1 protein-coding gene is annotated in these 1,289 nt (G+C 45.8%); it reads left to right on the plus strand.

Annotated elements, in window-relative coordinates; all coding sequences use genetic code 11:
* Positions 1-123 precede the first annotated feature (123 nt).
* On the plus strand, positions 124-1,289 hold a 1,166-nt coding region (locus R7P67_RS24805), incomplete at its 3' end, for a YcjX family protein (RefSeq protein ID WP_318086315.1).

A 1,289-nucleotide genomic window follows, 5' to 3' on the forward strand; every position in this document is an offset into this window, starting at 1 on the left:
AGGTCAGCACTAGATTGCAGATTTTGTTCATCTTTGATTAAGGTTGGTAAACTTAGACTCGTGATACTCAAGTTACTTCTATTGAAGCGTTGGGTATAAAAACTGGTGAGATAAATAAAAACTATGAAAAGAATAAAGCAAGAAGTGAACGACTTTATCAGCCGTGGTATGGATTCTAATGTAAGAATTGCGGTAACTGGGTTATCCCGAGCGGGTAAAACGGCCTTTATCACGTCTTTGGTTAATCAGCTACTTCACACCGCCACTCACGACAATCTACCTTTATTGACCGCCGCGAGAGACAAACGCCTTATTGGTGCAAAGCGTGAACCTCAAACCAATATGATGGTGCCTCGCTTTGCTTACGACGAGGCGATGAGCCAGATTCATGCGAACCCACCACAATGGCCAGTGCCAACGCGTGATGTGAGCGAAATTCGCCTAGCTTTAAAATACAAACCAAAGAAAACGACCAAGAAGCTGCTCAGTAAAACGGCGGTTCTCAATGTTGACATCATCGACTATCCGGGTGAATGGCTATTGGACTTGCCTTTGCTCGATATGAATTTTTCGAGTTGGTCTCAAACGCAGTTTGACGCGCTGAAAGGCAAACGCAAAGAGTTAGCTCAAGCATGGCTAGCTGAACTCGAACAGATCGAGCTCAATGCGGATGCAGATGAAAAACAGCTAGAGAAAGTGGCTCACGCTTACACGGATTATCTCCATGCTTGTAAAGATGCTGGGCTGCACTGGGTTCAGCCAGGGCGATTTGTGTTACCAGGAGAGCTTGCTGGTGCACCGGTGTTGCAGTTCTTTCCTTGTCGATTTGAACCGGAAAGCAAAGCGCCTAAAGGCAGCAACTTAGCCATGTTGGAAGCGCGTTTTCATGAATATCAGCAAAAAGTCGTGAAAGCGTTTTATAAGCACCATTTTGCAACATTTGACCGCCAAATTGTGCTGGTGGATTGTTTACAGCCACTTAATGCTGGCGACGAGGCGTTTTATGATATGCGTCAGGCTCTTGAGCAGATCATGCACAGCTTTCGTTATGGTCGCAGTAGCTTTTTACGTCGTTTGTTCTCGCCAAAAATAGACAAAGTGCTATTTGCCGCCACCAAGGCCGATCACGTGACACCAGATCAGCATCCGCATCTTGTTTCTCTACTGCAACAAATGGTGCACCCAGCATGGCAAACCGCTGCTTATGAGAACATTGAAATGAGTTGTATGAGCATTGCTTCCATCCAAGCGACCACTTCTGGGTTTATTACCTCAGGCGACAAAACCAT

The sequence above is a fragment of the Vibrio sp. Vb0937 genome (assembly GCF_033338855.1).